14 protein-coding genes are annotated in these 16,615 nt (G+C 52.2%); 7 read left to right on the plus strand and 7 right to left on the minus strand.

Annotated elements, in window-relative coordinates; genetic code table 11:
• Positions 1-209 precede the first annotated feature (209 nt).
• Positions 210-1,349: a dienelactone hydrolase family protein gene (locus tag C5523_RS15355; RefSeq protein WP_172960897.1), complete on the minus strand. Its 1,140-nt coding sequence runs from the start codon at positions 1,347-1,349 to the stop codon at positions 210-212.
• Between the two features lie 372 nt (positions 1,350-1,721).
• Between C5523_RS15355 and C5523_RS15360 the strand changes: the two genes are divergently transcribed.
• The gene (locus tag C5523_RS15360; RefSeq protein WP_108701449.1) at positions 1,722-2,168 is read left to right on the plus strand and encodes a hypothetical protein; all 447 of its coding nucleotides are present in this window, start codon (positions 1,722-1,724) and stop codon (positions 2,166-2,168) included.
• Positions 2,169-2,448: 280 nt separating this feature from the next.
• Here C5523_RS15360 and attM read toward each other — a convergent pair whose 3' ends face one another.
• Positions 2,449-3,243 carry an N-acyl homoserine lactonase AttM gene (gene attM, locus C5523_RS15365; RefSeq protein WP_172960928.1) on the minus strand — a complete coding sequence of 265 codons (795 nt, stop codon included), beginning with the start codon at positions 3,241-3,243 and terminating at the stop codon, positions 2,449-2,451.
• Positions 3,244-3,402: 159 nt separating this feature from the next.
• Between attM and C5523_RS15370 the strand changes: the two genes are divergently transcribed.
• Positions 3,403-4,296 (plus strand): LysR family transcriptional regulator, encoded by an 894-nt coding sequence (locus tag C5523_RS15370; protein ID WP_108701451.1) that lies wholly within the window; start codon positions 3,403-3,405, stop codon positions 4,294-4,296.
• Positions 4,297-4,395: 99 nt separating this feature from the next.
• On the opposite strand, the gene C5523_RS15375 is transcribed toward C5523_RS15370, so the two are convergent.
• Positions 4,396-4,911 (minus strand): GNAT family N-acetyltransferase, encoded by a 516-nt coding sequence (locus tag C5523_RS15375; RefSeq protein ID WP_071194852.1) that lies wholly within the window; start codon positions 4,909-4,911, stop codon positions 4,396-4,398.
• Between the two features lie 384 nt (positions 4,912-5,295).
• On the opposite strand from C5523_RS15375, the gene C5523_RS15380 reads away from it, so the two are divergent.
• The gene (locus C5523_RS15380; RefSeq protein ID WP_039079333.1) at positions 5,296-5,826 is read left to right on the plus strand and encodes a glyoxalase superfamily protein; all 531 of its coding nucleotides are present in this window, start codon (positions 5,296-5,298) and stop codon (positions 5,824-5,826) included.
• 86 nt (positions 5,827-5,912) lie between these two features.
• Here C5523_RS15380 and C5523_RS15385 read toward each other — a convergent pair whose 3' ends face one another.
• The gene (locus C5523_RS15385; protein ID WP_108702332.1) at positions 5,913-7,094 is read right to left on the minus strand and encodes an MFS transporter; all 1,182 of its coding nucleotides are present in this window, start codon (positions 7,092-7,094) and stop codon (positions 5,913-5,915) included.
• Positions 7,095-7,345: 251 nt separating this feature from the next.
• Here C5523_RS15385 and C5523_RS15390 point away from each other — a divergent pair, with 251 nt between their 5' ends.
• Positions 7,346-8,239: a LysR family transcriptional regulator gene (locus C5523_RS15390; protein ID WP_108701452.1), complete on the plus strand. Its 894-nt coding sequence runs from the start codon at positions 7,346-7,348 to the stop codon at positions 8,237-8,239.
• 130 nt (positions 8,240-8,369) lie between these two features.
• Complete coding sequence (locus C5523_RS15395; protein WP_108701453.1) at positions 8,370-8,852, plus strand: RES family NAD+ phosphorylase; 483 nt, start codon at positions 8,370-8,372, stop codon at positions 8,850-8,852.
• Between the two features lie 134 nt (positions 8,853-8,986).
• On the opposite strand, the gene C5523_RS15400 is transcribed toward C5523_RS15395, so the two are convergent.
• Complete coding sequence (locus tag C5523_RS15400) at positions 8,987-9,859, minus strand: N-acetylmuramic acid 6-phosphate etherase (protein ID WP_039079336.1); 873 nt, start codon at positions 9,857-9,859, stop codon at positions 8,987-8,989.
• A gap of 218 nt (positions 9,860-10,077) precedes the next feature.
• On the opposite strand from C5523_RS15400, the gene C5523_RS15405 reads away from it, so the two are divergent.
• On the plus strand, positions 10,078-11,655 hold the full coding sequence (locus tag C5523_RS15405) for a sensor histidine kinase (RefSeq protein WP_071194916.1): 1,578 nt from the start codon (positions 10,078-10,080) through the stop codon (positions 11,653-11,655).
• Positions 11,652-12,371 carry a two-component system response regulator DcuR gene (dcuR, locus tag C5523_RS15410; RefSeq protein ID WP_039079337.1) on the plus strand — a complete coding sequence of 240 codons (720 nt, stop codon included), beginning with the start codon at positions 11,652-11,654 and terminating at the stop codon, positions 12,369-12,371. The genes C5523_RS15405 and dcuR overlap by 4 nt, the downstream gene beginning before the upstream one ends.
• Here the strand turns inward: dcuR and C5523_RS15415 are convergent.
• The gene (locus tag C5523_RS15415) at positions 12,352-13,320 is read right to left on the minus strand and encodes an FAD:protein FMN transferase (RefSeq protein ID WP_079496627.1); all 969 of its coding nucleotides are present in this window, start codon (positions 13,318-13,320) and stop codon (positions 12,352-12,354) included. The two genes, dcuR and C5523_RS15415, sit on opposite strands and share 20 nt — an antisense overlap.
• 44 nt (positions 13,321-13,364) lie before the next feature.
• A complete protein-coding gene (locus C5523_RS15420) occupies positions 13,365-16,148 on the minus strand; it encodes a flavocytochrome c (protein ID WP_108701454.1) in 2,784 nt (927 codons plus the stop codon).
• Positions 16,149-16,615: the final 467 nt, after the last annotated feature.

Genomic DNA, 16,615 nt, shown 5'->3' on the forward strand with positions numbered 1-16,615 from the left:
ATTTTTATCATATATGTAAGGTTTAAAATGCTGTCATGTGTTTGAAGTTTTGGTGTTTATTCAGATTCCTAATGACTAACTCGCTAAGGCATAAGCAACTTCCGCTCCAAGCACTTAGCGGATAGAGCCAGAAGGAAGGATATCCACTCTGAGCAAGGAATAAACCTAATGTCGTACAAGCGCAAGGACCGCGGTTCTATCCGCTTATTTCAGTGTCTTTTCTCTGCGGCGTAATTATTGTTGATAGCGTACAGAGTGCATTGAGGTGCCCCTTTCCGTTGTTCCTTTGTACAGATATTAAGCGCCGTTGCGGCAGCTTCCTGACTGTTTCTGGCCCAATATGCAGCGCCCCAGTCTCCGTCCGGATCGGTGGCAAAGGCTTTTTCATATCGCTGCGTTGTTTCATACTCGGAAAAGGCTTTTTTTCCGGCAGCATTGAGGGCTGGCGGTTCAATGAGATTTACGACGGGAAGCCTGATTATCTCCTGAAACGGCTGATGGTACTGCTCAAGAAAAGTGGCAACGGTATTCCACCAGAAACTCTCCGGCGCAGAATCCATAAAGACATGACCATCCTTCCCATAAGGAGGCATGACGACGAACCGGGCCGGGCTTTTACCCTGCTGATAGGCATTAAACATCTCTCGGCCTGTATCCGGGGGAAACGACTTATCGTTTTCTGCGTAAAGCCACAGCGAAGGGATCTTCGCTGCTTTTCCGTATTGCGCATACGATTTCATCAGCCCCGTCTTATCACAGAGAGATTTCCCGTCGATGGCCCCTCTGCCGCCATCAAAATTGATCACTGCCTTTACGCCAGGCGGATTTGTGGCACCCGTTGCGATAATGGCAAATCCACCGGCGGACATACCAACCAGCATCGCATTATCAACGGATGCCCATGAATTCCGGCGCACAGCGTTAAGCGCCGCAACCATATTTTGGATGTCCTGCTCTCCGGCCTGCAGATGAAAGGGCTGAATGCACGAGTGTCCTGCATATTCCGCAGCGCCACTGGACTGACCATATCCCTGCCGCAGGACGACCACTGCAGCATATCCATGGCGTGCAAACGCGATTGCTGTTGAGGAATACCGGTTTGGGTTAAGCGTCCAGCGGTCAAACTCGGCCTTACCGGTAGTTCCGTTAGTAATTAACACAACCGGCAAAGGCTTCTTGCTAACCGGACGTGTGACAAAAGCATCAAGTATTGCAGGCTGGCCGTTATTTAACGTGACGGACAGCGTGAGGGGTTCCCTGATAAGCCCGCTTATCTGTTGATATTCAGCCCTGTCCGTTAAAGATTCTGCGTGCCCCGGTAAACTTATGATGAAGCCTGTCAATGGCAAAAAAAAAAGATACTGCGTGGGTTATAAAACGGCTGCGCATCAGAAGATATCCTTAATTGGCCTGGAGATATAGCGCTTTGCAGTTGCGTACTGACAGGTAAAAACGCTAACGCTGACAGTCCCAGTATTAATGACTTAAGATCCTTAATCCACCAAGTGAGATGAAGAACATTAACGTAAGTAAATATGTATGAGGTGTGGATTTTCCTTAAAACAGTTATCAAGTTAGATGCTGACTTTAGAACCGCCAAATGGCTATAATAGCAGTGGTGCGCTTAAGGCTATTTATTTTAATAGCACGAGTTTTGGTTACATTATCGTTAATGCGGAAAAACTGTTGATTATACTCATTCAGAACAAAGGAAATTATCGATGAATAATGCATCACTGGAGGAAAGAATCTATGCTATAAACTGGAATTCATCCTGTACAGCATATGGACCCGCAAACGATGTTCCTGAGCTATTATTACAATTAGCATCTGATGATCACGAGGCAGCAATGACCGCCAGTCATAAGCTTTGGTGCGGACTCTGTCATCAGCATGTTTCTATGGCGCCAGCGGGATATATTGCCCTTCCATTTATATTAGAGATTCTTGATAGCGCCGATGAGTTACTTACGGTTGAAATACTCGACATCTTATGGGGATTCGCCCAATGCTGTATAGAGACAGGGCCGAATGCTCCCGACTATTTCGAGTCAACCAGAGAGCGTCTTATCGCCGAACTCCCCCGTTTTTCGTTACTATCCGAACACAGCAATGAATTAATCTCTCAGTTCGCTTCTGAAATAATCAAATCGTTAAGCCAAACATGAAACAGTTGTGGTTTGGCTCTGGGACATTAAAAGGCGCTTAAACACCTTTATATTAATTCCCTACCGCTCGCCCCGTAATTGCCCGACACCCTGGGTTATTGTTGCAGAGGCTGTTTCAGCCACGGTGTAGTTCTGAACAATAATTAGCTAAACGAATTTACGTTTCAACGCTGCACTAAAATTCCTTTTTTCATCAGGGCACCTGTATTATTTCGACATGAGCATATCACATCTGTTCAGGTGGCCAAATTCAATGCACTACTACAGAGCGAGCAATGATTCAACTATACCAGGCGGGAGCAAGCCTGATTTTTTTCCATTCCTCCGGGTCATGACCGGGTATTAATATCGCGTTATATCGCTCGGTAAGCTTACGCAGCTTGCGGACAGAGTCAGCGACATCAGTGGCGGATGTCATCAGGCCAGGGAGCGCCCTCTCATGGTAATGATCTAAGGTGTAAGCCGCATCAATCGCCAGCGTAAAATATGTACCGCCGGGTAATCTGATGAGAAAAGATTGATGTCCCGGTGAATGCCCTGGCGTGAAAATACACTGCAACGTGCCATCACCGTAAAGGTCATAGTTGTCATCTGATAAGCCGTCGAGAAAAAGCCAGTCAAGTTCAGGATGATCGTAATCGTGTCGGCAGTAGGCTCCAGATGTAAACCAGTCAGGTGCAAAGGCATATTCATACTCTCGCCGCTGAACCACATGAGTGGCATGTGGGAAACGGCCAATCGCCCCCGTATGATCGGAGTGTAAATGGGACAGTACCACATAGCGGATATCCTCCGGGGCGATGCCAATCCTTTTAAGCTGTTCCAGGCAGCCCTGCTCTTCTGACATCACCGGTTTAAACTGCTCTGTCGCACTTCCCCAATAGGCAAAAGGATCTTTCAATCCTTCTACAGCCAGACCACCGTCAATCAGAGTAAAACCATCCGGATGTGTCAGCAGGAACCAGGGGACAGGAATTTCATAATTCTCTCCCACGCCCTGATTCATCCTTATATGCTGATATTTACACTGCTGCGTTCCTGACTGGAACATGAAAAGCCTGATATCTGACATAATTACCCTCCACCAATAATTCAATGAAATAGATTACTATTTTGCTTAACGCTTACCTGAGCGTTGAGTTTTCATCATTTCGCAGAAGAGCAGTAGATACCTGTGTCGAATTACATTTATCGGTAAAACCGATATAATTGCTAAATGGATCTCTTCTCAGCAATGCGCATATTCATCAGGGTCGTTGAGCGGGGCAGCATGTCGGCTGCAGCCCGCGATCTTGGCATTGGCCAACCCGCCGTCAGTGAAAGAATAGATAAACTGGAAGCACATCTTGGTACGCGTTTGCTAAGGCGCAACACGCGGAACATGTCTCTGACGCATAGCGGTAATCTGTTTTATGAGCGAAGCAAAGCGGCCATTCAGGCGGCAGAGCACGCGCTTTCCGTGAATGAAGAAAATCAGGGGCTGCAAGGCAAAATCCGTATTGCGGCGCCCTATTCTGCCGGGGAAAGCCTGCTGATGCCTGCACTGTTGCAGCTTCAGAACGAACATCCGGGGTTACAGATCGATGTCATTTTTAACGACCGCGTTATCGATCCTGTCACGGAGGGGGTGGATTTATCACTGAGGCTGGGAGAGGTCTCAGAAGGTTTTTTTGTCGCCCGTCCGCTTGGTAGCGTGCGCAGAGTGTTGCTCGCCTCCCCTGCTTTGCTGGCCAGAATGGGTTATCCGGACTCTCCGGATGCGCTGGCTGGTTATCCATTTGCTGCTGTTTCTGGTGTATTTGCCAGCCATCGCATTCCATTGATCAACGCTGATGCCCAACTCATTAACGTTCCCGTTGATGTTAAATTACAGTCCACTCACTGGCGCAGTGTCCTCACCTGGTTATTAGCTGGTCATGCCATCGGTGTTTTGCAATTTCCGGTTTGCAAAAACGAAATGGAAAAGGGGGCGCTAATCCCCCTTTTAAGCCACTACACGGTCCCGCCTTTTACTGCCTGGCTGCTTCATCCACCGGCGGGCATGATGTCATATGAAACACGCATTTGTGCATCTCTGCTGGAGGGGTATCTCAAAGATTCACTGCTTGCGTTGATGTGCCAGAAATAGCATCTGCGTCTGGCACACACATGCCCGTCGACAGCGCAACCTTGTCTGCTATGAAGAGGAGCGAAAGGACATTCGCCTCCCCAGAATGATTAATCACCCTTACTCAGAACGTTGAAGCGTAAGTTCATAAACGACGCAGGGCACATCATAATGTTGTTCTATTGCCTTATACGTCATCCCTAAGCGCTGCATAACGCGATGCGAGGGGATATTGTCAGGATCGGCAACAGCCACCAGATACGTTGTGCCTGTTCGCTCTACCGCGAAAGCAATAATCGCTTTAGCAGCTTCTGTCGCATAACCTTTGCCATGATGTTCCGGGACGAGTCGCCAGCCTATCTCTAACGGTGCGCCATCCACATTTGCCAGGTGCTGGAGGCAGGCTGCACCAACGATCTCCCCGGACGCTTTTTCTTTGATTACCCACCACGAGTACCCGTATTGCTCCCAACGGGCCTGGACACGTCTGATACCTTCCCAGGTCTCTTCGGGTGTTTTAGCAATACCCTGGTTGATATAACGCATCACACGGGTATCGCTATCCATCCTTCTTAAGCCTTCGTAGTGTGAGTCATTATAAGGTTCAAGCGTTAGACGTGCGGTTTCTAAATCCATCTGACATTCCTTTTTACGTAAAGGTGTTGGCTTCGGTGACCTACTCATCCTGAATCAACTTATCATGATGTAAGCAACATCATCTACTCGCACTCAGTAGGCGTCAGATCTGCGGTGAGCAAGACGCGGGCGCTGTGTTTATTGCATCTGATATCTATTACCCCTACCTACCTGGACTGGTAGCCGCCCTCTTCATACGCCCCCGAAAGCTTGAGGAATGTCCAGGGGCTGGGTATTCTTTTTCAGGGCTCATGCTGCCTGCCGCTCGCTTCCCGATGGGAAAAGGTGAAAGCATGTTTGTTCTCAACTTCATTGATTCAACCACTCTTGATGGTCGGGATGTGGTAATGCGAGCACCCTCATTTCCTGACGACAGGAGCAATTATGTTTTCTATCGAGCAAGCCAAACACATGGCTGCGAAGTTAAAAGCCTCTCTTGCGTTACATGAGCAGACGATCTCTTACTCCACCGCACTCGAAATGGTTTCGCATCAGTTAGGCTTTAGAGACTGGAACACGGCGGCGGCATCGTTACGTCCGCAGGTTCCTGAGTCTCAAATTCAGTTCAGTAAATCGATACCCATCCTGCGAATTTTTGATGTCCGAAAAGCACAGGAGTTCTACCTTGAATTTCTGTCATTCAGCGTTGAGTTTGAACACCGTTTTGCACCCGACTTACCCCTGTATATGGGCATCGTCCGCGATGGTTTGCAGTTGCATCTTTCTGAACATCACGGTGACGCCACCCCAGGCGCAACGATATTTATCCCGATGAACAATATTGCGTTGTTCAGAAAGGAACTACACGACAAACATTATGGTTACGGTCGCCCGGAAATCATCAAGCAGGATTGGGGAGAGGTTATGGAAGTCCATGATCCCTTTGGCAACCGGCTCCGTTTCTGTCAAAGCTAATTATTAAAGTAAGGGGCGCAAGTCTGTTGCGTCCCTTATGCCATCGCCGCGTTTTTATCAGCAGTCGAATTTTCCCTGGTGCGTCTTCACGGTTTTTTCAACACCAGTACAAGCATCATACTGCCCACAATAATACCTGCTGCCAGTAACGCCAGCCCCTGAAAGCCTGTCACGGCTAACACCTGGCCACCCGCAAGCGCGCCGGTTCCTATCGCTGCGTTAAAAATTGCGACGTAAATGGCTGACGCCGGTTGTGCGGCATCGCCGGCGCTATGAAGTAACCACGTCTGCAACCCGACGAATACAATCGAAATACCCGCTCCCCACAAGGCAAGCAGTATCCCCATTAACCAGAAAGGAAGAGGTGCGACGCTACTCATACCAAGCATACCGAGTGCGAGGGCACTCAAAAGAAGTGACGTGAAAATAAGCGTTTTAAGATGCCGGTCAATCAGCTTACCGGCAATGACATTCCCTGCCAGGCCAGAAAGCCCGAACACCAGCAGCAAACCCGAGACGGAAGCCGCCGGTACGCCATGGACCTTCATCAACAGGGGTTCCAGATAGGTGAAGGCCGCGAAATGGGCCGAAATAATGCAGGCTGTTGCACAATACAGGGACATGAGCACGGGGTTTTTGAATAGCCCACAGTAAAGACGCAGCCTTAGTGGCTGCGGCGCTGCCAGTGCGGGAAGCGTCCAGAATAATGCACTGGCGGCAGCCAGCGCCAGCAGCGAAATGAGCATAAAGGCATTACGCCATCCGGCCATGCTAGCAATAAAACTCGAAAGAGGTACACCCAGAACGCTGGCTGCCGAGACGCCGCCAAAAATGATTGAGGTGGCAAGCCCAAGCTTTTGCGCCGGAACAAGCTGCGCGCCCACTATGCCAATCATTGCCCAGAACGCACCGTGCGCAAGTGCCCCGGCCATGCGCGCACTCATAAATGTGCTCATGGAAGAAGAAAAAGTTGCAGCCATGCAGGACAAAGCAAGAATAAGCATCAGGCCAACAAGCAGAGCCTTGCGGGAAATGCGTGCGGGTATCGCGCCGGAGAGCAGCGCTGCGAGCGCACCAACCCAGCCATAGGCGGTCACGACAAGACCCGCCCCGGATTCAGTCTGATTCAAATCCTTTGCTAAGGTACTGAGCATACCAACCGGCGCAAGTTCGCTTGTCACGATTGAAAATGCACTGATCCCAAGTACGGTAACTGCCAGCCAGGCGCGCACCGGCACGAAATTTACGTGTACAGCCGTTTCATTCATAAAATAAATACTCTTAAAAAAAGTGGAAATGTGACTGAGGCGTTTTTTGGTAAGTAATTTCAGGCAGCCGCGCCTTTCATTTCTTGAACAGCGCATCGAGGTCCGGCAATGGGGATGGCAGCCAGGTTGAGCGATGGCGTTAATGTTGGTTTTTTCATGTTTATCTCCTTATGGGAACGACAGTATTAACTTGTTAAAATCGATAAAACAGACCTGAAAATGGAGAGCCGTTTTCCATAAACGGAAAAACTATGAGTGCCAATTTTAACTGGGACGATACGCGCATTTTTCTGGCCATCGCCCGCGCCGGGACGTTGAGCGGCGCAGCAGAAGCTCTGGAAATGGGCATCGCTACGATTTCAAGAAGGCTGGACAGGCTTGAGCAGTCGCTGTCCGTGCCGCTTTTCAGCCGACATCAGAGCGGATACCGGTTAACGGATGATGGTGAAGCGCTGCTGGAGCAGGCGGAAGCGCTGGAATACGCGGGGCTCGCTTTTGGCGAGAAAGCTAAACTACAGGGTAATGTTGCGGGGCTTGTCCGGCTGGCAACATCGGACAACCTGGCTACGCATTTCATCCTGCCCTCGCTGGAAGGGCTGATGAACAACTATCCTGAACTGCGGGTGGAAGTGCTCAGCGGCGTGCAGTCAGTTAATCTTCATCGCAGAGATGCCGATTTAGCGATACGCATGGTCAAGCCAGAGAGCGGAAATCTGACGCTAAAACGTCTGGGAACTGTGGGATTTGGCGTATACGGCGCTGAGGCATATCTTAAAAAAATGTCTGGCGGGCCCGCGGGAGTCACGTTACAAAATGCGCACTATATAGGCTGGCCGGAATCACACCAACACCTGCCTGCGGCGCGCTGGATAACGAGAATGCTTCGCGGCAGGCCATGCAGGCTGGAAGCAAACACGCTCGCGGCACAGGTCTCCGCCGTTTTAGCGGGTCTCGGTTTAGGCGTTTTGCCGCACTTTATGGCAAGGAAAAACGGTCTGCACTGCGTTAATCCCGATCCTGGTGTGGATCAGCCGTTATGGCTGGTGATGCATTCAGACTTAGCCGGGTCACGACGGGTCAGAGTCGTTGCCGACCACTTAATTGCATTATTTGATGAACATAAAGCTCATCTGGCGCTGCCATAAGTATTTCACGCTAACCGACTGTTGCCGCTTTTTGTGCTTTCCAGGCATAACCCGCGCTGGCAGGTAAACCAGATGGGTGACGGGTGCCCGCAGAAGGGGGGCATTTCTCAGAAGAGAAGTGAGAGAACGTATGGATCTGACAAATTATTTAACGGATATCGACGGGGTTTTTTACCGGGCCATTGATCCCGCATATCGGCATTTTGCGTTATCGGGTTCCAGAGCGCCGGGCAGGTATTCAGACAGCCATCAACCCACGCTGTACCTCAGCTCCTCGCCAGAAGGGGTAGAAGCGGCCATGCAGTCGCACAGCGGTAACAGAAGTCGCAACCTTGAAATCGTCAGGGTTAGTGTTACCAGCGATAAAATTATTGATCTCAGAAATGCTGAGGCGCTGTTCGCCGCAGGTGTTGACCTGAATGATGCCATTGCGCCCTGGCAGGAAATCGTGCGTGAAGGCGGTGTCCCCCGGTCGTGGAATGTGCGTAACCGTCTGACGTCGCTTGGGGTAAAGGGGTTAATTGACCCTTCCCGAAAAGCACCGGGACTCTGGCATCTGGTGCTTTTTAGCTGGAATCATGACACGCATTCGCGCGTGTCTCTTCTTGAATGAATTGAAGCGTGCAGCCGTTTCTTTATCACACGGTCTTGCGCTTCTGAGGCGCGTGGATTTACCCACGCGCCTCAGCTTTTCACGGTTTTACTCCACAACGCAGGCTACATGACCTATGCCGTGTGGCCCGAAACTCACCCTCTCTTCTCTTTCAGCGCCAGGCGCAGATGGCCGTTATTGCGCTGTAGTGCTTCGCTCGCATCCCACGCATCCATGCCGCTGAGCAGCATCAGAATGGCGGTTTTGCACTGCTGATTGCAGCTTGCCAGCGCCGCTTTTGCCTCTTTACGTGAACAATCACTGGCCGCCATCACGATCGCTATCTGGCGCTCCTGCCATTTATTTTCCGTCGCCGGAATATCCACCCGCAGGTTGCTGTATACCCGGCCGCTGCGGATGGCAAGCGTGGTCGTTAACATGGTCAGAATAGATTGCTGCGCGCGCCGTGCTTTGGGATTCCCGTAACCCGCAACCACTTCCGCGCCCGTTGGCGGCGCAATCACGATATCCCCGAGGCTTGCGGCTTCGCTATGTTGATCGGAAGTAAGTACCGCCACCATCGCGCCGGTCTCGTTAGCCTGGCGCAGCGCGCCCCATACCCACGGCGTTTTACCGCTTAGCGTGAGCGCCAGCAGCACATCATTGTGGTTAAAATTTATCGCCTGTAGGGCACCAATCCCGCCGTCGTAGTCGTCGGCATGCGTGTCATTAACCGCAATGCAACGCACCTGTGTCTGGCTGTCCGGGGCAAAATCATTAATCGCCTGCTGCGCCAGTTCGCCAGAGGCACCGGCCCCGATAATGACAACTCGCCCGCCGCGACTGAGTGCCGCCACGGCATGCTCAACCACTCTCGCTACATCAGGCAAACAGTGCGCCACCGCGTCGTGAGCAGCGACATCTTCCTGATGAATGAGTTGCAGGACATCGTCTGTTGAGAGTCTGTCTATCTCCGTTGTCCGGTCATTACGTCGCGCTTTCGCCGCTACCGTTAACAAAGTGCTCATCATTACCTCCTTTTTATTTATCCTGCCCTACTATAAAGCGATTCATATAATTGCCTTGCGAGACGTGTCACGTAACTGAGGGGATAAATTCAAAGGTGACAAGCCGTTAGCCGCTTTGAGATATGCGCCCCTTCGGCGATAATTACCCTCTTTCTGTGAATGATTTTGAGGCCGCAGTGAACGGAAGGCATCCACATCCTGCTTCGCGCAAACGCACCATGAAACTCAGTACCCTGGTTACGCTGATGCTGTGCAGCGTTATTGGCTCGGTGTTACTGGTGGTTTACGCGCTCTATTTTGTCCAGATCGCCAATGTCACCCGGGAAGGGGTGAAGGACACTGCGATGGCCGTTGCACGCACCCTTGCCGATGAACCGGAGATCAAACGCGCGCTCTCGATGCCTGTCGGGAGCCAAACGGTGCAGGACCTTGCCCAGGCGGTACAACGCAGAAACGATCTGCTGTTTGTCGTCGTGACAGATATGGACGGCATCCGTTTATCACATCGCGAAGCCAGTGAAGTTGGCAAACACTTTATTGGTGATGATCTGATCCCCGCCCTGCATGGCCGGGAGAATGTCTCGGTCAACCACGGCGTCCTCGCCGAGGCGCTGCGCGTCTTTACACCGGTATTTGATGCCCGACACCAGCAAATCGGCGTGGTCGCCATCGGTATCTCGCTCAGTAAAGTGGATAAACAGATAAGCCACAGCCGCTGGGGATTGCTGCTCACCATGCTCTTTAGCGCCATGGTCGGCTCGCTTGGCATCTGGGCGCTGGTCCGGGTGCTCAAGCGTATTCTTTTTGGCCTGGAACCTTATGAAATTTCCACCCTGTTTGAGCAGCGCCAGGCCATGCTGCAATCGCTCAAAGAGGGGGTTATTGCCGTTGATCGCGAGGGCAATATCACCCTCGCCAACCAGGCCGCGCGCCAGATGTTGCTCAGCACCAATAACCACGGCACTCGCGATATTCGCCACACGCCGCTGTTTGCCGACCTGCAAACCGTGTTGCAAAGCGGACAGCCGCTGTCCGATCAGGAGATCGGCTGCAACGGGCATTTGCTGCTGTGCAACAGTGTGCCCGTGCGCGGCCAGGATGGGGTCATTGGCGCGGTCAGCACATTCAGGGATAAAACCGAAATCAGTCAGCTACTGCAACGTCTCGACGGGATGGTCAATTATGTGGATGCACTCCGCGCCCACTCCCATGAGTTTATGAACAAGCTGCATGTGATCCTCGGCCTGCTCAACATGAAGCGTTATGACACGCTCGAAGAGTATGTGTTACAGACGGCAGAAGGTTATCAGAACGACATCGGCACCCTGCAGCATCAGATACAGACGCCCGTCGTAGCAGGTTTTCTGCTGGGTAAAATCAATCGTGCCAGAGAGGCCGGGGTTATCCTGACCCTGGCGAATGAATCCCTGGTGCCGGATAACCCCAACCAGCAGCAGGTGACGGCGCTGGTAACCATTCTGGGTAATCTTATTGAAAACGCCCTCGACGCCATGACCGATCAATCCGATGGCGAAATTGGCCTGTTGCTGCACTATCAAAACGGCTGGTTAAGCGCCGAGGTCAGCGACGATGGTCCCGGTATCTCCCCGGCACATATCGATGCCATTTTCCACAAAGGTTACTCAACCAAAGGCGAAAACCGGGGCGTCGGGCTGTTCCTCGCCCGCCAGCAGTGCGAAAATCTCGGTGGCAGCATTACGGTGGAGTCGGAACCTGGCGTATTTACTCAATTTTTTGTACAACTCCCCTGGGACAGTGAGAGGAAGAGCGTGTGATTAATGTATTAATTGTCGATGACGACGCCATGGTGGCGGAGCTGAACCGCGTCTATACCACGCGGCTATCTGGCTTTACCTGCTGCGGTGTCGCCTCCACCCTGCGTCAGGCCGAAAATATGATTAACGACCCGGCGCTGGATATCGATTTGATCCTGCTTGATGTCTATATGCAGCAGGATAATGGCCTGTCACTGCTCCCGATCATTCGCGCCAGTGGACGGAAAATCGACGTCATCATGATCTCCTCCGCCTCCGATGCCGCGACCATTCAGACATCGATGCATTACGGCGTGGTGGATTATTTAATCAAACCGTTCCAGTTTCCGCGCTTTGAAGAAGCCCTGACCCACTGGCAGGAAAAGAAGAAACTGATGAGCGCGCAGCAGTATTACGAACAGGCGGATGTGGACAGGTTGCTCCATGGCGGGCCGCAGGAGGTTGCCGATACCCGACGCTTACCAAAAGGGCTTACTCCGCAGACGCTGCGGACCATTTGTCAGTGGATTGATGCGCACCCGGATATCGAGTTTTCGACCGATGAGCTGGCGAGCGCGGTCAATATTTCCCGCGTCTCCTGCCGTAAGTATTTGATGTGGCTTGCGCAGATCGGCATTTTATTTACCACCATCCACTATGGGGTGACGGGTCGCCCGGTCTATCGTTATCGCCTGCTGGAAGAGCAGTACGGATTGCTTAAGCAGTACTGTCAGTAAAGGTGTAGCTATCATCCATTAGCGTAAAACGGACATTACGCGTGGATGAGGCCACCACCCGCCGGTCTTTTGTGACAAAGATTGCCTCGATCTCCGGCTTGTTGCGCAGCGCCTGGCATCCTTGTTCCACCCCCATCCCATAAAGCAGCGTGGTCCAGATATCGCCATCGAGTGAGTCGGTTGAAATCACCGTCACACTGTCGAGTTCGTTGTCGAGCGGGTATCCCGTCGCCGGGTTAAGGATGTGATGATAACGTTTGCCGTCTACCTCAAAGTAGCGCTCGTAGGTTCCCGACGTGACCACCGATTTATCTTGCACATCGATAACCCCCACCAGCGCATCCGCCGTCGAAAACGGCTTTTTCAGTCCGATACCCCACCCGCCCTGCGGCGCGCCGAGCGTATGTACATTCCCGCCAAGATTAATCAACGCCTGCGTGACCCCTTCGCGACGCAGGAAATCGCGTACCCGGTCAGCAATATAGCCCTTGGCAATCGCCCCCAGATCGATCTCCATCCCCGGACGCGCCAGATAAACCGTGCCTGCGGCCTCGTCCAGCAATACGTTTTGTGGGTCGGTCAGCGCCAGCAATGCAGCCAGTTCCTCAGCGGGCGGTACAGCGTTGTCGTGGCGAAAACCAATCCGCCAGCGTTTGACCAGCGGGCCAATAGCCAGATTAAAACAGCCGCCCTTGACCAGGCTTGCCGCCTTCGCGCAGGCAATTAATGCAAAGACCGGACGGCTAACCGCCACCGGATGCTGCCCGGCGGCCAGATTGATATCCATCACCTGCGAAGGCGTGCGGTTGACCGTAAACAGATCTTCATAGCGTTTGATCAGGCGAAAGGTGTCGGCGGCAAGCGAGGGGTTGTGGCTGAACAGTTTGAGCAGGATCGGCGATCCCATCAGGACGGCGGAGTATGACCAGACACCTTCTTGCTGTTCCATATTCACTCCTAAAAAAATGCCCCGGTCTCTGCCGGGGCTTATCATCAGGCCTGCGCTTTCGCCCAGTTTGCCGCATGGTGCCCGGCCAGTGAACCAAAAATAATGATGTCAGCCACCGCATTACCTCCGATGCGGTTGCTACCGTGGATCCCCCCGGCCACTTCGCCTGCGGCGAACGCCCCCGGAATGACCTGCTGCGCTTTATTCAGCACCGCTGTCTCAGTATTAATGGTTACACCGCCCATCGTATGGTGAACCCCCGGCGCAATGCGGATCGCGTGGAACGGCCCTTCATTAATCGGGTTACGCAGTGCGGTGCTACGACCAAAATCGCTGTCGTGTTGCTGTTCAACAAAGCCGTTGTAGCGCTCCAGCGTTGCCAGGAAAGCATGATAATCCATCCCCAGTTTCTCCGCTAACTGACGCGGTGAGCTGGCGCTGGTGACAAAGCCGCGGGCGATATACTCATCTGCCGCTTTGTTTTTCGCCCGTACGTGTTCATCAAACACGATGTAAGCGTAATGTTCCGGCAAGGCGATGATCTGCGCGGAGACTTTGTCACGGGTTTCCATTTCATTAAAGAAGCGGTTGCCCTGCTGGTTAACGAGGATCGCCCCGCCGCCGCGAATCGATTCGGAAATCAGGTACGAGGTGTTCTGTTCCACCGTCGGGTGGATCTGAATTTCACCCATGTCCACCGTGCCTGCCCCGATATGTTCAAGCAGTGCAATACCGGCCCCGGTCGCCCCTTTGTGGTTGGTGGTGACAAAACCGTCAAGATCCGGGCGGTATTTCACCACCATCTCGCTATTGGCGCTAAAGCCGCCGGTGGCGACAATCACACTTTTCACCGCGATGGTCAGGGTTTCGTTTTCGTCATTGATCAGACGTACCGCGCTCACTTTACCCTGCTCGCAGAGGATCTCTTCAACCGAGGTGTCGAGCATCACGTCGATACCGCGCTTCGTCACATTACGAACCAGACCGCTAATCAGATAACCGCCGACCGCTGAACCGTCTTTCGGACGGTGGGTGCGGTCAATGCTCATGCCGCCAGTGGTGGTGATGTCGTTAAGCATAATGCCGCGATTCGCCAGCCATTCGATGGCCTGCGGCGCATGTTCCACGAAGCAACGCAGCAGCTCAGGGTTGTTGCGGTTTTGGCCGCCTTTCAGCGTCTCCTGATAGAAAAGCTCTTTGCTGTCCTGAATGCCTTTCACACGCTGGAAGCGGGTTTCTGCGGCATTCATCCCGGCGGAGGCTTTAATGGTGTTACCGCCAAAGGTTGGCATTTTCTCAACAATCAGCACGCGTGCGCCTTCGTCATGCGCCTGGATCGCAGCCGCCAGTCCGGCACCGCCGCTGCCGACCACCACCACATCATAATTTTTCGGCGTGGTGTCGTCCGCCCCCTCTTCCTGCGCCAGCGCTTTACCCGATTTCACCATCGCTTTGGAGACGGCTTTTTTCACCGATTCGCTCTGGCTGGTTGCCCCGGAAATCGCATCCACATGCGGGCTGTTGGCGGTCAGAATGCGTGAACGAATCTCATCAAAGCTGGTGACAAAATCCACATCATCGCCCGAGCCTGACAGCAGTTCGATATCCGCGATACGGTCGGTTTCAAGGCTGATATTGAGCACCAGCTCGCGGGTATCATCCTGTACGGTTTCGGTGTACACACCCGGTTTGAATTTTTTGTCCGCCATGCTCATGTCGCGGATCATCGCCTCCACCAGCGAAAAGCGCCACAGCGGTTCCGGGATGGTCAACGCTTCGCGCTGGGTGCTGTCGATGAATAGCTCCAGCGTTTCACCCCGCATGATGCGATCCGTCCAGTCCGGATAAGCAATGCAGGCGCGCCCCACGGCAATCAGGTCATAGCCGTGGTCAACCGCGTCCTGTGCGTCAGCCGCGTTCACCACGCCGCCCACTCCCATCACCGGCACCTGGGCCAGGGTTTCGGAACGCAGAGCGACATATTTTTCAATCAGCGGTGTAGGATCGGTGGTCTCAACAATGGAAGGACGCAGCGTTGCGCCAACGGAGAAGTGCAGATAATCCAGGCCACGCGCGGCCAGTTTTTCAAGCAGATACATGGTGTCATCAAAGCGGATCCCAGGCACTTCCATCTCTTCAGGCGAGAAGCGGTAGCCGATGATAAAGGCGTCATCCGCATACTGGCGGACCATTTTGTGAGTGATCTCCAGCACCGCCAGCGGGAATTTCGCACGGTTGTCGCGGCTGCCGCCCCACTCGTCATCACGCTGGTTGGAGTTTGGCGAATAGAACTGCTGAATGAGATAGGTGTTCGCGCCGTGTAACTCAACGCCATCAAAACCCGCGAGAATAGCGCGGCGTACGGCGTCACCGAACTTCGCGACCATCTCTTCCACTTCCTGAGTCGTCAGGGCGACCGGGGTAGCCGCGCCGTCACGCGGTGCCGCCAGCGCGCTTGGGCCAACCGGTGTGCGACCACCGATCAGTTTCGGGTCGACCATGCGGCCGCCGTGGTAAATCTGCAGGATAGCTTTCGATCCTTTGGATTTAATGGCGTCAGCAATTTTCGCCAGCCCGGCCACTTTTGCATCGTTATCAATCCCGATGGCGCCAGGGAACGCGAGGCCCAGGCTGTCAACAAAGCAGCATTCGACAATCACCGCCCCGATAGCCCCGGCACGCTCACGGTAGTACTCGATAAGCTCGCTGCTGACCGTACCGTCAAAATAGCCTGTGCAGGTGGTCATGGGTGCCATCAGCAGACGATTTTTAAGCTCGGTACCATTCGGTAGTGTAAAGGGGGTGAGAATTTGCGAGTAATGGCTCATAAATAAACTCCAAACTTTAAAAGTGAAATTTGAGAATTCTTATCGGACATTATTTTCGTTGTCGTTTTTGCCGAATACATGTCTTTAATATAATAATTTCTTTAGTTTCTTAATTGCTTACTTTAGTTAAAAAACTATTTAATACACTCAATAACATCGCTAACTCAAAGGTGTTATTATTTAAATAAAATAGAATTAACATTTGCGCTAACAAATATAACTTACAAGTTACTAACAAGTAAGTGCTACAGGCTGAAATAAAAGAGATTAAATACAATTTAATCAAAACTTTACAAAAAATACGCGGGTAAAAATCTTAATTAATATCCACAAAGTTTGACAAAAAGTGTATCGATTCAGCAAAAACCACAAAATGCCGATATTTTTATATTGGCGGCATACAATAACACCATTAGATAATTTTATTGATCGCGATCAATTGTCGAAAAAGCGAAAGCAGCATTATA

It is taken from the genome of Phytobacter sp. SCO41, assembly GCF_003073275.1.
GTDB classification, from domain to species: domain Bacteria; phylum Pseudomonadota; class Gammaproteobacteria; order Enterobacterales; family Enterobacteriaceae; genus Phytobacter; species Phytobacter diazotrophicus.

Bases quoted from the DNA above. Each gene is read 5' to 3' on its own strand.
- C5523_RS15360 (WP_108701449.1), top strand. From the start codon at position 1,722: ATGAATAATGCATCACTGGAGGAAAGAATCTATGCTATAAACTGGAAT.
- C5523_RS15370 (WP_108701451.1), top strand. From the start codon at position 3,403: ATGCGCATATTCATCAGGGTCGTTGAGCGGGGCAGCATGTCGGCTGCA.
- C5523_RS15375 (WP_071194852.1), bottom strand. From the start codon at position 4,911: ATGGATTTAGAAACCGCACGTCTAACGCTTGAACCTTATAATGACTCA.
- C5523_RS15380 (WP_039079333.1), top strand. From the start codon at position 5,296: ATGTTTTCTATCGAGCAAGCCAAACACATGGCTGCGAAGTTAAAAGCC.
- C5523_RS15385 (WP_108702332.1), bottom strand. From the start codon at position 7,094: ATGAATGAAACGGCTGTACACGTAAATTTCGTGCCGGTGCGCGCCTGG.
- C5523_RS15390 (WP_108701452.1), top strand. From the start codon at position 7,346: ATGAGTGCCAATTTTAACTGGGACGATACGCGCATTTTTCTGGCCATC.
- C5523_RS15395 (WP_108701453.1), top strand. From the start codon at position 8,370: ATGGATCTGACAAATTATTTAACGGATATCGACGGGGTTTTTTACCGG.
- C5523_RS15400 (WP_039079336.1), bottom strand. From the start codon at position 9,859: ATGAGCACTTTGTTAACGGTAGCGGCGAAAGCGCGACGTAATGACCGG.
- C5523_RS15405 (WP_071194916.1), top strand. From the start codon at position 10,078: ATGAAACTCAGTACCCTGGTTACGCTGATGCTGTGCAGCGTTATTGGC.
- C5523_RS15415 (WP_079496627.1), bottom strand. From the start codon at position 13,320: ATGGAACAGCAAGAAGGTGTCTGGTCATACTCCGCCGTCCTGATGGGA.
- C5523_RS15420 (WP_108701454.1), bottom strand. From the start codon at position 16,148: ATGAGCCATTACTCGCAAATTCTCACCCCCTTTACACTACCGAATGGT.